The sequence below is a fragment of the Burkholderia sp. SJZ089 genome (assembly GCF_007828315.1).
Lineage (GTDB): Bacteria > Pseudomonadota > Gammaproteobacteria > Burkholderiales > Burkholderiaceae > Burkholderia > Burkholderia gladioli.
This window is the reverse complement of record NZ_VIUM01000031.1, coordinates 1-16,456: the sequence shown is the minus strand read 5'-3', so window position 1 is coordinate 16,456 and position 16,456 is coordinate 1. Positions and strand designations below refer to the sequence as shown.

15 protein-coding genes and 1 pseudogene are annotated in these 16,456 nt (G+C 70.0%); 8 read left to right on the top strand and 8 right to left on the bottom strand.

Features of this window, described 5'->3' with window-relative positions:
• Positions 1-25 precede the first annotated feature (25 nt).
• The 3 genes from FB600_RS34905 (at position 26) to FB600_RS34895 (ending at position 3,350) form a co-directional block, all read left to right on the top strand.
• Positions 26-943: a DMT family transporter gene (locus FB600_RS34905; RefSeq protein ID WP_145758128.1), complete on the top strand. Its 918-nt coding sequence runs from the start codon at positions 26-28 to the stop codon at positions 941-943.
• Positions 944-1,144: 201 nt separating this feature from the next.
• Entirely contained in the window at positions 1,145-1,933 is a 789-nt protein-coding gene (locus FB600_RS34900; protein WP_098152890.1) for a sensor histidine kinase, read from the top strand.
• Between the two features lie 79 nt (positions 1,934-2,012).
• Positions 2,013-3,350, top strand: a complete 1,338-nt coding sequence (locus FB600_RS34895) for a hemolysin family protein (RefSeq protein ID WP_036036947.1) — start codon at positions 2,013-2,015, stop codon at positions 3,348-3,350.
• 134 nt (positions 3,351-3,484) lie between these two features.
• Here FB600_RS34895 and FB600_RS34890 read toward each other — a convergent pair whose 3' ends face one another.
• Entirely contained in the window at positions 3,485-4,393 is a 909-nt protein-coding gene (locus FB600_RS34890; RefSeq protein WP_145758127.1) for an NAD-dependent epimerase/dehydratase family protein, read from the bottom strand.
• Between the two features lie 102 nt (positions 4,394-4,495).
• Between FB600_RS34890 and FB600_RS34885 the strand changes: the two are divergent.
• Together FB600_RS34885 and FB600_RS34880 are read left to right on the top strand one after the other, a co-directional pair.
• A pseudogene (locus FB600_RS34885) lies at positions 4,496-5,399 on the top strand (LysR substrate-binding domain-containing protein).
• Positions 5,386-6,033, top strand: coding sequence for a thiamine phosphate synthase (locus tag FB600_RS34880; RefSeq protein WP_145758126.1), 648 nt, complete (start codon positions 5,386-5,388; stop codon positions 6,031-6,033). The pseudogene FB600_RS34885 and the gene FB600_RS34880 overlap by 14 nt, the downstream one beginning before the upstream one ends.
• A gap of 61 nt (positions 6,034-6,094) precedes the next feature.
• On the opposite strand, the gene FB600_RS34875 is transcribed toward FB600_RS34880, so the two are convergent.
• Both FB600_RS34875 and FB600_RS34870 read right to left on the bottom strand, forming a co-directional pair.
• The gene (locus FB600_RS34875) at positions 6,095-7,738 is read right to left on the bottom strand and encodes a DUF3459 domain-containing protein (protein WP_098152896.1); all 1,644 of its coding nucleotides are present in this window, start codon (positions 7,736-7,738) and stop codon (positions 6,095-6,097) included.
• A gap of 260 nt (positions 7,739-7,998) precedes the next feature.
• Positions 7,999-8,406: a VOC family protein gene (locus FB600_RS34870; protein ID WP_098183325.1), complete on the bottom strand. Its 408-nt coding sequence runs from the start codon at positions 8,404-8,406 to the stop codon at positions 7,999-8,001.
• Between the two features lie 151 nt (positions 8,407-8,557).
• On the opposite strand from FB600_RS34870, the gene FB600_RS34865 reads away from it, so the two are divergent.
• Positions 8,558-9,229, top strand: a complete 672-nt coding sequence (locus FB600_RS34865) for a glutathione S-transferase family protein (RefSeq protein ID WP_145758125.1) — start codon at positions 8,558-8,560, stop codon at positions 9,227-9,229.
• A gap of 40 nt (positions 9,230-9,269) precedes the next feature.
• Here FB600_RS34865 and FB600_RS34860 read toward each other — a convergent pair whose 3' ends face one another.
• The 5 genes from FB600_RS34860 to FB600_RS34840 form a co-directional block, all read right to left on the bottom strand.
• Positions 9,270-9,923, bottom strand: a complete 654-nt coding sequence (locus FB600_RS34860) for a DUF1345 domain-containing protein (protein WP_036036930.1) — start codon at positions 9,921-9,923, stop codon at positions 9,270-9,272.
• Between the two features lie 47 nt (positions 9,924-9,970).
• A complete protein-coding gene (locus FB600_RS34855) occupies positions 9,971-10,672 on the bottom strand; it encodes an RES family NAD+ phosphorylase (RefSeq protein ID WP_145758124.1) in 702 nt (233 codons plus the stop codon).
• On the bottom strand, positions 10,669-11,094 hold the full coding sequence (locus FB600_RS34850) for an MbcA/ParS/Xre antitoxin family protein (protein WP_013690924.1): 426 nt from the start codon (positions 11,092-11,094) through the stop codon (positions 10,669-10,671). The genes FB600_RS34855 and FB600_RS34850 overlap by 4 nt, the downstream gene beginning before the upstream one ends.
• Before the next feature lie 400 nt (positions 11,095-11,494).
• Complete coding sequence (locus FB600_RS34845) at positions 11,495-12,412, bottom strand: metal-dependent hydrolase (protein ID WP_025101175.1); 918 nt, start codon at positions 12,410-12,412, stop codon at positions 11,495-11,497.
• A 380-nt stretch (positions 12,413-12,792) separates the two neighbouring features.
• Complete coding sequence (locus tag FB600_RS34840; RefSeq protein ID WP_013690926.1) at positions 12,793-13,518, bottom strand: response regulator transcription factor; 726 nt, start codon at positions 13,516-13,518, stop codon at positions 12,793-12,795.
• A gap of 310 nt (positions 13,519-13,828) precedes the next feature.
• Here FB600_RS34840 and FB600_RS34835 point away from each other — a divergent pair, with 310 nt between their 5' ends.
• Together FB600_RS34835 and FB600_RS34830 are read left to right on the top strand one after the other, a co-directional pair.
• Positions 13,829-15,574, top strand: coding sequence for an ATP-binding protein (locus FB600_RS34835; protein WP_261383539.1), 1,746 nt, complete (start codon positions 13,829-13,831; stop codon positions 15,572-15,574).
• Positions 15,564-16,364 carry a response regulator gene (locus FB600_RS34830; RefSeq protein ID WP_145758123.1) on the top strand — a complete coding sequence of 267 codons (801 nt, stop codon included), beginning with the start codon at positions 15,564-15,566 and terminating at the stop codon, positions 16,362-16,364. Before FB600_RS34835 ends, FB600_RS34830 begins: the two co-directional genes overlap by 11 nt.
• Positions 16,365-16,456: the final 92 nt, after the last annotated feature.

The window sequence follows — 16,456 nt, the reverse complement described above, 5'->3', positions numbered from 1 at the left end:
TGCGCCTTTTCGAATCCCCTCGCCGATGACGCCCGTCGCCCGCCTCCACCTCCGCGCGAACCTGCTGATGCTGGCCGCCGCCGTCATCTGGGGCTCGGCCTTCGTCGCCCAGCGGCTCAGCCTGTCGGTGATCGGGCCCTTCCTCTACACCGGGCTGCGTTTCCTGCTCGGCGCGCTGGCGCTGGTGCCGCTGCTGCTGACGCGCCAGTGCGCGCGCCGCGAGATCGCCGCGCTCGCGCAACGGCCGGCCGGGCTGCTGCCGGGCCTGTTGCTCGGCCTGCTGCTGGCCGCCTCGATCTCGCTGCAGCAGATCGGCCTGCAATACACCAGGATCGCCAATGCCGGCTTCATCAGTTCGCTCTACGTGGTGCTGGTGCCGCTGATCGGCGTGCTGCTGCGCCATCGCGCCGGCACCGGCACCTGGCTGGGCGCCACGCTGGCCGCGATCGGCCTGTACTTCCTCAGCGTCGACGAGCACTTCAGCGTGATGTACGGCGACGGTTTCCAGCTGGTCGGTGCGATCCTGATCTCGATCCACGTGATCGCGGTCGGTTATTTCGCGCGCCGCCACGATCCGCTGGTGCTGGCCTTCCAGCAGTTCCTGGTCTGCGGGCTGCTGTGCGGCGCGATCGGCCTCGGCGTCGAGACGCTCGATGCCAACACCCTGGCGCGCGCGCTGCCGACCCTGCTCTACGGCGGCCTGCTGTCGGTCGGCGTCGCCTATACGCTGCAGGTGGTGGCGCAGCGCGACGCCGCGCCCGCCCACGCGGCCGTGATCTTCAGCATGGAAGGCGTGTTCGCCGCGCTGGCCGGCTGGGCCGCGCTGGGCGAGACGCTGAGCCTGCGCGTCCTGCTCGGCTGCGCGCTGATGCTGGCCGGGCTGCTGGTCTGTCAGTTGCTGCCGAACCGCGCCGCCGCGCGCGAGGACGGCGTGCCGGCCTGACGGCCGGCGCGGGGCCGCGATCACGCCGAAACCGCGCGAAACCAGGAAAATCGGCGGCATGCTGCGGGCGGCCGGTCCCGATCAATAGGCGCCGATCGATTCGCAACATCGCGCATCGGCGCGCATTCGCCCTCGAAGTCGGCGCGACGCGCCCCGGTCCGGTCCCTATAATGTGGATTCCGTCATCTCAGCACCGCCCTCGTGACCCTCTCCCCCGCCGATCCCCGCACCGAGCTGCTGCGCGAGCGCGCCGCCCGTTACGCCGCCGAGGCCGCGCTGTTCTCGCGCGACCAGGCGCTGTCCGTCGCGTCGCACGATCTGCGCAGCCCGCTCAACGCCATGCATAGCTGGGCCTATGTGCTGGAGCGCCAGTTGCCGGCCGGCGACGCGTCCCTGCAACGCGCGCTGAGCGGCATCCGCACCGGCATCGAGCAGCAGACCCGGCTGATCGAGAGCGCGCTCGACGCGCCGCGCGCCGATACGCGCGCGCTGGCGATCGCGCCGGCCCCGGTGGTACTCGCCGAGCTGCTCGACGAGGTGGCCGCGCTGGCCCGCGCCGCGCTCGCCGACGCCCGCGGCACCCGCCTCGAGATCCATCTCGAAGGCGCGCGCGAAGCCACCGTGCTGGCCGATCCCGAACGGCTCGCGCAGGCGCTGTGGACGCTCGCGGTGTTCGCGATCGAGGCGGCCGCGCCGGGCTCGACCGTCACGCTCGCCTGCGATGCGCTGCACTCGGCCGACAACGTCGGCTTCGAGCTGGCCTTCGTCGCCGAGCCGGACGCGATCGTCGACGCCTCGCTGCCGCACGCGCTCGATCCCGGCGCGCGCCGCGAAGCGCTGCTGGAGCGCGACGGCCGCCGCCCGCCCTGGGCGATCGCGCTGTGCCAACGCGTGGCGCTCGCCCACGGCGGCAGCTTCACGGCACCGGAACTCGCCGCCGGCAGCGCGGCACGCAGCACCCTGACGCTGCCGCGCAAGGCCAGCGCATGAGCTTTTTTCCGGCGCACGAACTTTACGTGCGCCTTTCCGCCTCTATACTGACGCTTCCTTTATTCCCGGAGTCGTTTCGTTGATACAGATCATCGCGCTGATCGGCGCGTTGTTGCTGGTGGCCCTGAACGGGTTCTTCGTGGCCGCCGAATTCGGTCTCGTCAAGCTGCGCGCCACGCGCGTCAAGACGCTGGCCCGTCAGCACGGCCTACGCGGCCGCATCCTGCGCATCGTCCATGCGCGCCTCGACGCCTACCTGTCCGCCTGCCAGCTCGGCATCACGCTGGCCTCGCTCGGCCTCGGCTGGATCGGCGAGCCCGCCTTCGCCGAGATCCTCTCGCCGCTGCTCGACGCGCTGGGCATCGAATCGCCGCAACTGGTGCACGCGATCTCGCTGGTGTTCGCGTTCTCGGTGATTTCCTTCCTGCACATCGTGGTGGGCGAGCTCGCGCCGAAATCGATGGCGATCCGCCAGCCCGAGCAGGTCGGCCTGTGGCTGGCGCTGCCGCTCTATGCCTTCTACTGGATGATGTACCCGGCGATCTGGGTGCTGAACAGCAGCGCCAACGCGGTGCTGCGCATCGTCGGCCTGTCCGCCGAGCACGGCGGCGATTCGCATTATTCGACCGACGAGCTGAAGCTGATCCTGCGCAGCCGCCGCAACGCGGCCGGCGCCAAGGCGCCGGTGGCCACCTACAGCAACGACGAGTGGAACACGCTGGCGCATTCGCTCGACTTCTCCTCGATGACGGTATCGGACCTGATGCGCCCGGCCAACGAGATGATCGGCCTGCGCCGCGACCTGCCGCTGCCCGACAACATGGAGGTGGTGGCGCGCCATCGCTTCAGCCGCTACCCGCTGTTTACCGACGCCTCGCGCGAGCAGGTGACGGGCCTGATCCACCTGAAGGACCTGCTGCTGGCGCGCCATGCCGGCGCCGCGCTGGAGGACCTGTCCGACTACGTGCGCCCGGTCCAGTACGTGCGGCCCGACACGCCCGCGCTCGAGCTGTTCCGGCGCTTCCGCAAGGGCGCGCCGCACTTCGCCCTGGTCGGCAACAAGCACGAGAAGCCGATCGGCTTCCTCACGCTCGACAACCTGCTCGGCGCGCTGGTCGGCCAGATCCACGACGAGTTCCGCCAGGGCGACGCCGACTGGGCGCGCCTGGACGACGGCACGCTGATGGGCAAGGGCAGCCTGCCGGTGGTGTCGCTCGAGCAGGCGCTGGGCATCGACATCGACGAGGGCCGCGCCGAATCGGTCGGCGGCCTGGTGATCCAGGCGCTCAGCGACCTGCCGACCGAGGGCCAGCGCGTGTCCTTCGACAGCTTCGACGTGGTGGTGAAGAAGATGAACGGGCCGCGCATCGTGCTGGTGCGCGTCTACCCGAAGGCGCTGAAGGAAGCCGACGAGTAAGCGCGACGGCGGCGGCACCCTCCCTCGCCGCCGTTTTCTCTCCCCAAAACAAAAACGCCCGCGCGCGACGGCCCCGAGGCCATCGCGCGCGGGCCGGCTTGCGCCGCCGTCACGCGCCGGATCGGCGCGCCGCCTCAGGCGCGCTCGTGCCGCATGTCGGCGGCGATCCAGTCGAGCACCGAGGCGTGCTTCGGCTGCCAGCCGAGCAGGCGCTTGGCGCGTTCGCCGCGCACGCGGCTGTTCGAGCCCAGGCCGTAGTTCGCCATCTCGTAGCCCCATTCCGCCTCGGCGTCCTTCAGCGGCCAGTCCTGCGCCGCGCCCAGGCCCATCGCCCTGGCGATCGCGGCCGACATGTCGCGGAATGCCGCCTCGCCGTTCTCGACGAAGTAGAAGATGCCTTCGGCCGGCGTGCGTTGCAGCGCGAGCCGATAGACCTCGACCACGTCGTCGATATGCACGTTCGACCAGATGTTGCGGCCCGGGCCGACGTGGCGCACCACGCCGCTCTTGCGCGCCTGGCGGATCAGGCGCGGCAGTTGCACGCTCTCGCGCGGCAGCCCCAGGCCATGGCCGTAGATCAGCGTATTGCACAGCACGGCGGGACGAATGCCTTGCCGCGAAGCGTCCAGCACGAGATTGTCGATCGCCACGCGCGCGGCCTTGTCGGCGGTCGGCTCGGGCAGCTTGTCCTCGTGATAGATCGTCTCGCTGCCCTCGCCGCCCGAGGCGTCGCCGACGATGCTCGAGCCGCTGGTATGCAGCAGCACCTTGCCCGAACCGCTCAGCCCTTCGATCAGCGCCTCGACCGCGCCGCGATGGTCGCTATCGGCCGCGTTGATCACCGCATCGGCCGCCTGGGCCTCGCGCACCAGCAGCGCGCGATCGTCGAGCGAACCGAGCCGCGGCTCGACGCCGATCGCGCGCAGTTCCTCGGCCTGCTCCTCGCGGCGCACCAGCCCGACCACCTGGTGCCCGTCGCCAGCCAATCCAGCGGCGATCGAGCCGCCGATGAAACCACCTGCGCCCGTGACGAAAATCTTCATGTCGCACTCCCTGTATCGATTCGTGAATGCAGCCAGTGTGAGCGCGATCGGGCCTCGCAAAAACCGTGTTAGGCTCAAGTCATTCTTGAATCAGGATCAAAAATGAAGACCTCGACCGAGGAATTGCAGACCTTCGTCGCGATCATCGACAGCGGTTCGATTACCGCCGCCGCCGAGCAGCTCGGCCAGACCGTGTCGGGCGTGAGCCGCGCGCTGAACCGGCTGGAGCGCAAGCTCGGCGTCACGCTGCTGCGTCGGACCACGCGCAGCTCGCAGTTGACCGACGAGGGCGAACTGCTGCTCACGCGCGCGCGACATCCTGCAATCGGTGGAAGAGGCCGAGACGGCCGTGTCGCTGGGCCGCGTGAAGCCGGCCGGGCGGCTGCGCGTGGACGCCGCCACGCCCTTCATGCTGCACGCGATCGTGCCGAACCTGCCCGCCTTCACCGCGCGCTATCCCGACATTCAGCTCGAACTGACCAACAACGAACGTTTCGTCGACCTGATCGAGCAGCGCATCGACATCGCGATCCGGATCGGCACGCTGCCCGATTCGACGCTGCATGCGCGAGCGCTCGGCGCCTGCCCGCTGCACATCCTGGCCAGCCCCGCCTACCTGGCCGAGCACGGCACGCCGCGCAGCGTCGCCGACCTGAAGCGGCACAAGCTGCTCGGTTTCAGCGACATCGAAACCCTCAACCGCTGGCCGCTGCGCCGGCGCGGCGCGGGCGGCCAGCCCGACGGCGAGGGCCTCGTCATCGAGCCGGCCCACACCGCCTCGAGCGGCGAGACGCTGCGCCATCTCGCGCTCGGCGGGCTCGGCATCGTCTGCCTGTCCGATTTCATGAGCGCCGCCGATATCGCGGCGGGGCGCCTGGTCCCACTGCTCGGCGAGCTGATGAGCGACTATCGGCAGCCGATCAATGCCGTCTACTATCGCCACGCCGCGCTGACCGGGCGCGTGCAGGGCTTCCTCGATTTCCTGAGCCAGCATGTCAAGCTCTGAGACCGCGGCGCGTCCCGCGCTGCCGGCCGTCTACCTGATCACGCCGGAGCCCGCATCCGCCTCGGGCGATGCGCTCGACGCGTTCGTGGCGCGGCTCGAAGCCGCCTTCGCGAGCGGCATCGCGTTGCTGCAATTGCGCGTGAAAAGCCTCGATGCAGGCGCCTATGCCGCGCTCGCCGCGCGCGTGATCGAGCTCGCGCATGCAGCGGGCGCACGCGTGATCTGCAACGGCGCGATCACGCCGGCCGCCGCACTCGCGCTCGGTGCCGATGGGGTGCATTTGAGCGAGGCCGCGCTATTCGCCACCTCGTCGAGGCCGGTGGCGCCTATGGTGCTGTTGTCGGCGGCCTGCCACGATGCGACGTCCTTGCGGCAAGCGCAGCAGATCGACGTCGATCTCGTCACGCTCTCGCCGGTCAAGCCCACCCTCACCCATCCCGGCACGCTGGCGCTCGGCTGGCAGGGCTTCGCGCAATGCATCGCGCAGGCGGGGCCCGCCATCGAATCCGCGGCGGCGCTGCCAGCGCGCCCCGCCATCTACGCGCTCGGCGGCATGACGCGCGAGGACCTGCCGGACGCGCGCGCCCACGGTGCGCATGGCGTCGCGGGTATTCGTGGTTTCGGGGTGTTCTGAGAGAGGGAATGCGCGCGGCGCCGCCGACCCGGCAACACCGCGCGACAGGGAGAAACGCCGCTCAGGCGTTGAACGCCGCGGCACCCTCGCGAGGATAGAAGCGCGCGTCATGCGAGAGCGCATAACGATTGACGTCGCCCGTCACCCAGGCGACCAGCGCATAAGGCGGCAACTCGCCGAACAGCACGCGATCGCGCGAGCGCGCCGGCGTCTCGAACACGATGGTGCCCTTGGGCACATGCGCGAGCGTCAGCGGATCAGGCGACAGGTTCAGCGCGAGACTGAGCAATTCGCCGTCGCCGAGCCGCCAGACCGCCAGCAGCGCATCGGCCTCGACGCCATCGGCCAGCCTCAGCAACTCGGCCGATTGCGGCCGCGAATCGAGCAGGCGCGGCGCGATCAGCTTGGCGCGCACCGCCAGCGCCGATTGCACGAAACGCTCGCTGGCCGCGTCGGGCGCGGCCTCGGCGAACACCAGCGGGATCTGCGGCGTCAGCAGCGACAGCGCGAGCGCCGCCAGCCCCGCCTCGCGCGTGGCGGCCGTCGGTCGACGAGCGCCGTCGGACAACACCAGCGAGGTGATCGGCAGCGTGATGTCGTTGCCGCCGCGTTCGTCGCCGACGCGCTGGTAGGCCGAGCCGCCGGCCGTCAGCGCGCGGGCCAGCGTGTGGATGGTCTGGCGCGTCGAGATCGCCTCGCGATACGGATGCGCGGCGCGCCCGGTCAGGCGATGCAGCGCGCGCTCGCCGCATTCGTTCCATTGCGCGTCGAAATGGGTATCGGCCAGGTGCGAGGGATGGCGCTCGCTGCCGAGCACGAAGTGCACGAGGCGATCGGACGAGACGGCCCCGCGCACGCGATCGGCGATCTCGCGCAAGCCCGCGTTGCTGATCCGGTCCGCCTCGCGCAGGCGCAGCCCGTCGCAGCGATACTCCTCGATCCAGTAGAGCGCGTTGTCGCAGAAGAAATCGCAGACTTCGGGATGCTCCAGCGCGAGCGGCGCCTGCTGGGGATCGTCGCGCAGCTGGAAGAACGGCACCGCGTAGCGCCGCAAGGCTTCGTTGCCGGCACCGAAGCGCGCGTAGTCGAGATCGAGCAGCACCGCGAGGCCCAGGCCATGCGCCGCGTCGATCAGCGCCTTGAGCGCGTTGGGGCCGCCGTAGGCGGCCACCGGCGCGAACGGCAGGCTGTCGTGCGTGGCATCGGGCGAGGCCAGCAACTCGATGGCGGTCACGCCGAGCCGCGCGAGCTGCGGCAGGCGCTGGCGCACGGCATCGTAGCCGCCGAGCGCGCCGGGACGGATCGCGTACAACGCGATCTCCTCCCAGGGCCGGCCGCGCCAGAAGGTGTTGCGCCACTCGAAGGCGCGCGGATCGATCACCTCGCTCGCGCCGCCGATGCCCTCGGGCTGCGAGCGCGAGGCCGGGTCGGGAATCAGCAGCGTGTCGTCGAGCCGGTAGCGGTAGCGCGCGCCGGGGCCGCATTCGGCGAAGGTCTCGAACCAGCCGTTGCCGGCCGGCGCCATCTCGATGGCGGGTTCCGCCGCGCCGTCGATGCCGAATTCGAGGCGCACCTCGGCGCTGGCGGGCGCCCACAGGCGGAAGTGGGTACGAAGCGTGGCGGCGGAGGCGCTGCAGGGTTGGGCGCCGAACGGCAGGCAATGCGTGTAGCGGTGTGCGTAAGGGTCGTGCGGACAGTCGGACATGTGATGCGCTCCTTTAGGGAGGCATGGCCGGCACTGCAAGCGACGTGCCGGGCAGCAGGAGCAAGCAGTATGCGCCGAATAGCGAGCGCGTGCGAGTGTCGGACTCCGCTTTTAAATGCGTCTTGACCCTTGCGCACCGTGCCCAGGCAGCGTCGCGCAAGGCTGGTGCTCGATGCACCTGCCGCGCGCGCCGAGCGCATTGCATGTCGCTCGACGGTGCACGCGATTCGACAGGAACCCGAAACGATCGAGGCCAGCGTTCAGCTCGTGGCGGCACCTGCCGCATCGGCCTGCATCAACTGGAACACGTTGCCTTCCGGGTCCGTGCCGTCGCAAAGGCGATAGGGAAAACCGTCGTAGCGCTTGATGCCGCGCATCGGCACGCCGGCCTGCAGCAAACTGTCGTGCAAGGCCTCGATGCCCGCTTCGACCTGGAACACGAATTTCGCGTTGGAACCCGTTCCCGAGCGTGCCGCGCCTTCCCCGGGCGGGCTCCTATACGCCTCGCCGACATGATGCAGGGCGAGCTCGATACCGCCCGCGTCGAGCACCACCCATTCCCCTTCGATCTCCTCGCGCAGCGGCAGCGCGAAATACGTTTGGTAGAAACACTTCAACTGGCGCACGTCGTGCGTGTATAGAATCACCCGGGTCATCGGAATCGGCATCGGCAAGGTCTCTCTCGTCTGGATCTGGAACGCGGGCCGTCACCCGCCCGCCAGCGCGAGCATAACCCGGCCGGCCCCGTTCCGGTCCGCTCGCCCGTCGCCATCGCGAGCGGCACGCCCTGCGTGCGAGGCGCCCCCATCCCACAGGCTCATGCTGATCGTCCACCACCTGAACAACTCGCGCTCGCAGCGCGTGCTCTGGCTGCTAGAAGAACTCGGCGTTCCCTACGAACTCAAGCGCTACGAGCGCGATCCCAAGACCATGCTCGCGCCGCCCGAGCTGCGCGCCATCCATCCGCTCGGCAAGTCGCCGGTGCTCACCGACGAAGGCTTCACGCTGGCCGAGTCGGGCGCGATCATCGAGTATCTGGTCGAGCGCTACGGCGAGGGCCGTTTCGCGCCGCCGCCGGGCACGCCGCAGCGGCTGCGCTATACCTACTGGCTGCACTACGCGGAAGGCTCGGCGATGCCGCCGCTGCTGCTCAAGCTGGTGGCGCTGCGCATCGCGCAGGCGCCGATGCCGTTCTTCGCCAGGCCGATCGCGCGCAAGATCTCGTCGACCCTGCAATCGAGCTTCGTCGATCCGCAGTTGAAGCTCCATCTCGGCTACGTCGACGCGGCGCTGCGCGAGACCGGCTGGTTCGTCGGCGACAGCTTCAGCGCCGCCGACGTGCAGATGAGCTTTCCGCTGGAAGCGGCGGCCTCGCGCGCCGACACGCTCGCGCAACTGCCGGCGATCCGCGCCTTCCTGGAGCGCATCCACGCGCGGCCCACCTACCAGCGCGCACTGGAACGCGGCGGCCCCTACGCGATGGTCGGCTGAGGCACGGCGATACCGGGCGCGGAGCGGGCATGCACCGCGCCTAGCCCAGCAGCCCGGCCGCCACGTTGATCGACAGGCCCAGCACCGCCATGTTGAAGTAGAACGAGAGGATCGACTGCGCGAGGCCCGCGCGCCGGATCGAGCGATTGTTCAGCATCACGTCCGAGGTCTGCGAGGCGACCGCGATGGTGAACGAGAAGTAGAGGAAGTCCCAGTAATCGGGCTCGAGCTCGCGATCGGGAAACTGCAGCGCGCGCGCCTCGGGCGGCGACTGATAATAGAGCCGCGCGTAATGCAGGGTGAAGATGGTCGGGATCAGGAACCAGGCGCCGAACAGCGTCGCGCCCGTCACCGCGTAATGCTCGATGCCGGCGCGCAGGCCCACGCTCTTGGCGCTGGCCAGCTCCACCGCGATCGCGGCCACGCTCGCCACCGTCGCCAGGCAGATGATGGTCAGCACGGTGGTGGCGCTTTCGTCCTCGCGCATCGCGATCTCCCGCACCTTGTCGTAATGCGCGCGCGTCATCTGCCACCACATCAGCGCCAGATAGAACCACACCGTCACGTCCCAGCCGATCAGCATGCGCGCGAAACGGCTGTGCACGGCCGGCAGCAGGGCCGCGGCCACCATCCCCACCAGCAGCGCGACCCACATGCGCGGACGATTGCGAAACAGCATCGGCAGACTCGACATCGGTATCTCCGGAGAACGCGGGAATACTAGGGAATACGCGGCCGGCCTCAGCCGACCTGGTTCAGCTCGAACACCACGTCGACGGCCGAGCCGTTCCAGTTGTATTCGAGGTAGGCGGCGTGATGGCAGTCGCGCAGCAAGGTGGTGCGGAACGCGGCCAGGCACTCGCCGCCGCGATCGCGCACCGAGGGATAGGCCAGGCCCGCGAAACCGGCGCCGCGCACCATGCGCCCGAAGGCCTGCCCCGCCGAATAGTCGAGCGCGTCGAGCAGGGCCGGGTCGCGCTCGGGCCAGGCGCGGATGTCGGCCACCTCGCCCTGCGCGGCCACGGTATAGAGCCGCATCTGCTGGCGCATCGGCTTCTCGCGCGTGGCGGCCAGGAACAGGCCGGTGTGATGGCGCGTCTCGGCGATCGCGGTGGCGCGCGAGCGCGCGCAGTAGAACACGCCGTAGCTGCCGTCGGAGAAACGGCTGCCCTGCGGATTCAGGTGCGTGAAGGCCGCCATGATCGGCCCGTAGCCGGGGCCGTAGCGGCGCTCCGCCGTCGGCACCAGCTCGAGCTGGCCGAGTTCGGCGCGCACCCGGTCGTTGGTCATCGCCTCGAGCGCGTAGAGCGCGTCGAAATCCTCGGGCGAGGCCACCCGGTCGAACAGGTTGATGGCGGGAAAGCGGGTGGGAATCACCCGGTAGGCGGGCGCCCAGTCGAGCGTGGTGACGGGCCAGCGGGTCGAGCGATCGGCCGCGCTCACGCCCAGCCCCCCCGCACCGCGTCGAGATACTGGCGCACCGCCACCAGGTCGCTGACGTTGCCGGCCAGCATGCGGTCCAGCGCGCGGCCGCCGTTGAAGGGCGCGGCGCTGTTGCTGCGCTTGAGCCAGCCGTCGGCCGCCTCGGGCGGCAGCAGGATCTGCAGCGCCTTGTAGATGCCGAGCATCAGCGACAGGCGCTCCAGCGTGTCGCGCGGCAGGCGCGCCGCCTGCGGCGCGTTCTTCCATTTGAAGAAGGTCGAGCGGCCCGGCGAGCCGAGCAGGACGATCTGCTGCTCGGTCGACAGGTCCCAGTCGCGCGCGATGTTGAAGAACGCACGCAGGCCGGCGGCGGACATCTGCGCCGGGGTCGCTTCGGGCACCGGATGCGAATCCGGTAGCGGGGTCGGTGCGGGTCGAGACATGGCCGTTAGTCTCAAAGTGAATTGACTAACAAGATTAGTCCATTCCCGGATGATTGCAAGGGCCCGATGATAGGAAGTTGCGGTCGCGGCGGCGGGGACAGCCGCCGATTGGTCGCCGGCGTGGCCCGGCAAGCCCTTCCGGCGGTACCGCTGCCGCGCTGGCCTGGCGCGAACGCCGCGCCGATCGGCGCGGCGTTCGCAGCAAAAAGTCAGAGGAATCGCCATCGAAAGATGCGGCGGCGCGCGGTCATCACGCCGTCGCGACGTCATCGGCCCGCGCAAAAAAAAGCGGCGACGCATCGCGCCGCCGCCTTGCCTGCCTGCCGGGTCGTGCCCGGCTTCATCCTCGTGCCGTCTTGCTGTCGTTTCGATGGGGTTCGGGCCGCCGCCCCCGCCGCCCTCAGGCCGCGCCGAGCCGCCTGCGCACCGCCGAGACCTGCGGCTCAACCCAATCGGCCTGCCGCGCCTCGTTGGCGGCGACGATCTGCGACATCATTGCCAGATGGCGCCGGTTGTCGTGATCCCAGGGATGGAAACCGGGCCGGAAGAAATCGAGCCATTCGCGCGCGATGCGCGGAAACACGCCGTGGCGCGGCCCGTAGAGGAACTTGATCACGCGCCACATGCCGCGCACGCGGTGGTCGGCCTGGCGATCCGAGCGGATCAGCCGCGTGTGGATCAGGAACACGGTCGGCCAGAAGGTCAGCGTGGTCATCAGGTAGGTGCCCACGCGCAACAGGTAGCGCTTCGCGCCCGGCTCCATCACCGCGTTCCAGACGTCGAAGGACACCGCCTTGTGCTCGGTTTCCTCCAGCGCGTGCCACAGCCACATCTGCTTGTAGCCCTCCTCGGCGCCGTTCATGCGGGACGGGTCGTCGAGCAGCAGCCCGGCCAGCATGGCGGTGTAGTGCTCGGCCGCCACCGTGTGGGCGAGCTGCATCGAATGCGGCATCACGCGCTTCATCCAGCCCAGCACCTTCCAGACGCGCTGGTCGAGCTTGCGCGCCGGCAGCCGGTTTGCCTGCAGCGCCTCGTTGTACTCGACGTGCTCGCGCGTGTGCATCGCCTCCTGGCCGATGAAGCCCAGCACCTGTTGCTTGAGCACCGGATCGTCGATGCGGTCGCGGTAGTTGCGCACCGAATCCATGAAGAAGCGCTCGCCGGCCGGGAACAGCAGCGACAGCGCGTTGAAGAAGTGCGTGACGGCCGGGCCCTGGCCGTGCCAGTCCTTGGCGCGCTCGATCGCGAGCGGGAAGCGCAGGTCCCGGCGCACGGGCATGATGTCGGCCGCGACGGCGGCTGCTGACGGATGAGGCATCGTCGATGCTCCTTGGCGGCACGCGCGGTTCGCGGGTTCGCCGGGCACCTCGCCCGGCTCGCGGATCGATCGCGCGCCGAATTGATTACATTGGACGATGTAAAGATACGGCGATTCGCCGCGCCCGCGCAAGTCCCCCGCTAGTGCCGCGCTTCCAAACGAGACGCCCGGCGCGGCGGGCCGCCGGGCCGGGCAGGGCCGCCCCGCTTGAAACCGCGCCTGTCTGAGGAATCGATGAAAAAGGGGGCGGCACCGGCTGAAAAAAATCCGGCGACGGCGAAAAACGACAGGCTCGGGGCCTGCTCGGGATGGGGTCGAAACGTTCGAGGCCGGTTTCGGCGGCAAATTCGGGCGCTCCGGCGCTCCGGCGCTCCGCTGTCTCAGGCGGCCACCGCCGCCGGCTCCTCGGCCGGCGGCACGAAGATGTAACCGCGCCCGCGCATGGTCTGGATATGCCGGGGCCGGTCGGGATCGTCCTCGATCAGCGCGCGCAGCCGGAACACCAGCACGTCGAGGCCGCGCTCCGAGCGCGATTCGTCGCCGACCTGCAGCAGTTGCAGCAGGGTCGCGCGCGACAGCACCTGCAGCGGATGGCTGACGAAGGCCTTGAGCAGCGCGAATTCGCTGGGGCGCATGCCAAGATCGCGGCCGTGCTTGCGGGCGCGGCGCGCGGCGAAGTCGATCTCGATCGCGCCCAGCATGCGCGGGCGCGGCACCTGCATCACGCCGAGCGCCGGGCCCACCGGGCGCTGCACGATGGTGCGGATGCGGGTGGACAGCTCCAGCAGGTTGAGCGGCTCGGCGAGGAAATCGTCGGCGCCGAATTCGAGCGCGAGCACCTTGTCGCTGACATCGGGCGCCTCGCCGATCATCACCACCGGCATCTCGTAGCCGGCCGCGCGCAACTGGCGCAGCGAGGCATAGGTATCGGGATAACCGGGCCCGGCGCGCATCACGATCGCGGTGGGCTGCTCGCGCTCGACGCGTTCGACCAGGGTGGCGCTCGAATACCAGACCGACATCTCCATCCGGTGCTTGCTGAAATGGCTGCGCAGCGCGTCACGCTGGGCTTCGTTCGGTTCGATGACGAGGATGTTGATGCTCATGGGCGATCCGTGGTTGACGTCGGTGCGTGCGCGAGGCGCCACCGGCCCGCGCCGCCGGGGCGCATCGCGGGCGGGGCGATGCACGATGGCCCCTGAGACTAAGCACAGAATGCGCATCAAAAATGGGGGAAATGAGGAGAAAATATGAAATCCGCCCGCGCCGGCACGCGGGCCGCCGCAAAACCGGGACAATCCGCAGTTGACCGCCGCCTCGGCCCTGCATCCGGCCCCGCATCCGGCCCCGAGTAAGCCCCGCAACCGGCCGGCGCCGGACCTTCCAGCCCCGCCCTGCTCGACACCACCGCTGCGCATGAAAGTCGGCATCACCTCCAAGCTGTTCCTCGCGATCCTCGCGACCTGCGTGGCCGTCGCCGTGGCGATGGGCGCGGCGATGCGCTACAGCTTCGAGAGCGGCTTCGGCCACTACCTGGTGGGCCGCAACGACGAGGAAATCACGCGCGTGACCAAGGCGCTCGAACGCGAGTACGCCGAGCACGGCAGTTGGGCCTTCGTCACCGATCGGCCCGGTGCCTGGATCGGCTTCGTGCGCTCGGTCACGCCGATCTTCCCGCACGAGGCGACGGGCCCCGAGGGCTGGGGCTGGGACCAGCCGTCCGGCGCCTATCGCGGCCCGCGCTGGGGCGAGGGCAGGTTCGGGCCGCCGGGCGGCGGCGATGGCGACCGCCGCGACGGCCGCGGCTGGGGCCGGGAGCCCTGGGCCGACGAGCCGCCCGGCAGCGCGCCGGCCGGCTTCGACGGCCCGAGCCCTGCCTCGCGCGAAGCCGCCGACGCAGCGGCTTCGACCGGCACCGCGGGAGGCGCGGCCTCGACGCCGGCCGCCTCGCCTCGCATCCAGGCAAGCAAGCGCGCCGACACCAGCACCGATCCGGCCTCCTCCACGCCACCGCCCTACCCGGGCCCGAGCCCCCGAGACGGCTGGCGCGAGCACCCGCCCGGCTTCCATCATCCGCCGCCGATCGCGCTCTACGACGCCGGGCGCCACCGCATCGCCGGCTACCCGCCGCCGCCCGGCACGCCGCTGCATGCGCTGAGCTCAGGCGGCAAGCTGGTCGGCTGGCTCTCGGTGGCGCGCCCCGGCGGTCCGTTCTACGCAGCCGACCAGCGCTTCCAGATGCAGCAGTCGCGCGCCACCTGGGTGATCGTGATCGCGGCGGCGGTGCTCTCGGCCCTGGTCTCGATGGTGCTGGCGCGGCTGATCCTGGCGCCGGTGCGACGCATCGTGCGCGCCACCCACCGGCTCGCCGAAGGCCAGTACGCGGTGCGCGTGCCCGAGCGCGGCAGCGACGAGCTGAGCCAGCTGGCGGGCGACTTCAACCGGCTGGCCGAATCGCTGGCCGCCGCCGAGCGCGCGCGGCGCAACTTCATCGCCGACATCTCGCACGAGCTGCGCACGCCGCTGGCCGTGCTGCGCGGCGAGATCGAGGCGCTCGAGGACGGCGTGCGGCGCCCCGACGCCGGCACCTTCGCCTCGCTGCAGGCCGAGATCGCGCTGCTGAGCAAGCTGATCGACGACCTGCACGAGCTCTCGCTGGCCGATATCGGCGCACTCTCGTTCGAGATGATCGCGGTGGACCTGGCGCGGGTGGCCGAGATCGCCGCCGAGTCCTTCGTCGACCGGCTCGGCGCCAAGCGCATCGCGCTGGAGACGCGGATCCCGGCCGGCCCGGTGCTGGTCTCGGGCGACCCGCACCGGCTCGCGCAACTGCTGCAGAACCTGCTCGAGAATGCGCTGCGCTACACCGATGCCGGCGGCAGCGTGCGGGTGGCGGTCAGCGCCAGCGGCCGGCACGTGCAGCTCGACGTGCTCGACTCCCACCCTGGCGTGCCCGAGCCGATGCTCGGCCAGGTGTTCGAGCGGCTGTTCCGCGTCGACGTCTCGCGCAGTCGCCAGAGCGGCGGCTCGGGCCTGGGCCTGGCGCTCTGCAAGCACATCGTCGAGGCGCATGGCGGCAGCATCGCGGCGCGCCGCTCGCCGCTCGGCGGCCTCTGGATCATGATGCTGTTTCCCCTGCTCGAGCCGGACCATGAACCCTGATCGCCCTGGACCCTCCATCCTGATCGTCGAGGACGAACCCAAGCTCTCGGCCCTGCTGGCCGACTACCTGCACGCAGACGGTTACGCCACCGCGATCGTCGCCGACGGCCGCGAGGTGGTGCCCCACGTGCGCGCTCACGCGCCCTCGCTGGTGCTGCTCGACCTGATGCTGCCCGGGCGCGGCGGCCTCGACATATGCCGCGAACTGCGCGGCTTCTCGACCATCCCGGTAATCATCCTGACCGCGCGCGTCGACGAGATCGACCGCCTGCTCGGCCTCGAGCTCGGCGCCGACGACTATGTCTGCAAGCCCTTCAGCCCGCGCGAGGTGGTGGCGCGCGTCAAGGCGATCCTGCGCCGGATCGAGCAGGCCGAGAGAAAGGGCAAAGGCGAGGCGGGCCATGAGGCAAACGCGGCCGACGGCGGCGCGGCGCCGTTCGAGATCGACCCCGAGCATCACGTGGCGCGGCTCGACGGCCGCAACCTGCACCTGACGCCGGTCGAGCTGCGCCTCCTGGCGCTGCTGGTGGCCAACCCGGGCCGCATCTATTCGCGGGATTTCCTGCTGCGGCGGCTCTACGACGACCATCGCGTGGTTACCGACCGCACCGTCGACAGCCATGTGAAGAACCTGCGCCGCAAGCTGCAGGCGGTACGCCCCGAGCGCGACTTCATCCGCTCGATCTACGGCGTGGGCTACCAGTTCGAACTCGACGCCGAGGACGCCGGCAACCCCGCCGACAAGCACCCAGACCAAAACGCCAGCAGCGCACCCGCGCCACGTCGCTAAGAGGCCATGTATGAACGCGTCCCTTTGCGCAAGTTTTCGGGTGTTCCGACTTCGACAGGATGGGTTGCAGCTATGTATTCGGCCTTGTTGCA

Bases quoted from the DNA above. Each gene is read 5' to 3' on its own strand.
- FB600_RS34905 (WP_145758128.1), top strand. From the start codon at position 26: ATGACGCCCGTCGCCCGCCTCCACCTCCGCGCGAACCTGCTGATGCTG.
- FB600_RS34890 (WP_145758127.1), bottom strand. From the start codon at position 4,393: ATGAAGATTTTCGTCACGGGCGCAGGTGGTTTCATCGGCGGCTCGATC.
- FB600_RS34880 (WP_145758126.1), top strand. From the start codon at position 5,386: ATGTCAAGCTCTGAGACCGCGGCGCGTCCCGCGCTGCCGGCCGTCTAC.
- FB600_RS34875 (WP_098152896.1), bottom strand. From the start codon at position 7,738: ATGTCCGACTGTCCGCACGACCCTTACGCACACCGCTACACGCATTGC.
- FB600_RS34870 (WP_098183325.1), bottom strand. From the start codon at position 8,406: ATGCCGATTCCGATGACCCGGGTGATTCTATACACGCACGACGTGCGC.
- FB600_RS34865 (WP_145758125.1), top strand. From the start codon at position 8,558: ATGCTGATCGTCCACCACCTGAACAACTCGCGCTCGCAGCGCGTGCTC.
- FB600_RS34860 (WP_036036930.1), bottom strand. From the start codon at position 9,923: ATGTCGAGTCTGCCGATGCTGTTTCGCAATCGTCCGCGCATGTGGGTC.
- FB600_RS34850 (WP_013690924.1), bottom strand. From the start codon at position 11,094: ATGTCTCGACCCGCACCGACCCCGCTACCGGATTCGCATCCGGTGCCC.
- FB600_RS34845 (WP_025101175.1), bottom strand. From the start codon at position 12,412: ATGCCTCATCCGTCAGCAGCCGCCGTCGCGGCCGACATCATGCCCGTG.
- FB600_RS34840 (WP_013690926.1), bottom strand. From the start codon at position 13,518: ATGAGCATCAACATCCTCGTCATCGAACCGAACGAAGCCCAGCGTGAC.
- FB600_RS34835 (WP_261383539.1), top strand. From the start codon at position 13,829: ATGAAAGTCGGCATCACCTCCAAGCTGTTCCTCGCGATCCTCGCGACC.
- FB600_RS34830 (WP_145758123.1), top strand. From the start codon at position 15,564: ATGAACCCTGATCGCCCTGGACCCTCCATCCTGATCGTCGAGGACGAA.